Consider the following 647-nt stretch of genomic DNA (forward strand, 5'->3'; position numbering starts at 1 on the left):
GGTGGGCGATACCGGACTCGAACCGATGACCTCTTCCGTGTCAGGGAAGCGCGCTACCAACTGCGCCAATCGCCCAGGGGGACGTGCTGGACGACCCGAGAGACGATCGTAGCGGATCCGCGGGGCCCGGATGCACCGCCGACGCCCGCCACGCCCGGGTGAACGGACGGCGACCAGCCGGTTTCGCGCGGAAAGACGCGGATCGGACTCCGAGCGGCGGGATCGGCGTCCGCTCGATTTGGATTCCGGCGCCGCTGTCGTATACATTCTTCTAGGTCGAGCCGGGCAGCGAAAGCGCCGGACAGGCAGCACGACAGCACGACACACAAGACGGCAACACCAGTACGACCTACATGCGGATGTGGCGCAGCGGTAGCGCATCACCTTGCCAAGGTGAGGGTCGCGAGTTCGAATCTCGTCATCCGCTCGAACACCGGTCCTCGGACCGGCGTCATCGGGACGGCACCCTCGGGTGCCTCCCACCTGGTCGGCCCTCGGGCCGCCGACACCGAATCCCGTACACGGTGGATTGGCCGAGAGGCGAGGCAGCGGCCTGCAAAGCCGTATACACGGGTTCGAATCCCGTATCCACCTCGATCGTTCACCGAACGAGGTGCTCCGCACGGAGCAACGGGCGATTGGCGCAG

General features: G+C 66.5%; 3 tRNA genes. 2 read left to right on the forward strand and 1 reads right to left on the reverse strand.

The annotated features are described in order from the left end of the window. Window positions 1-2 precede the first annotated feature (2 nt). Window positions 3-75, reverse strand: a tRNA-Val gene (locus C5C27_RS17595). 280 nt (window positions 76-355) lie between these two features. On the opposite strand from C5C27_RS17595, the gene C5C27_RS17600 reads away from it, so the two are divergent. Both C5C27_RS17600 and C5C27_RS17605 read left to right on the forward strand, forming a co-directional pair. Then, window positions 356-427: transfer RNA gene (locus tag C5C27_RS17600), tRNA-Gly, on the forward strand. A 96-nt stretch (window positions 428-523) separates the two neighbouring features. After that, a tRNA-Cys gene (locus tag C5C27_RS17605) sits at window positions 524-594 on the forward strand. Window positions 595-647: the final 53 nt, after the last annotated feature.

This window comes from Rathayibacter sp. AY2B7, assembly GCF_002931635.1.
GTDB lineage: Bacteria > Actinomycetota > Actinomycetes > Actinomycetales > Microbacteriaceae > Rathayibacter.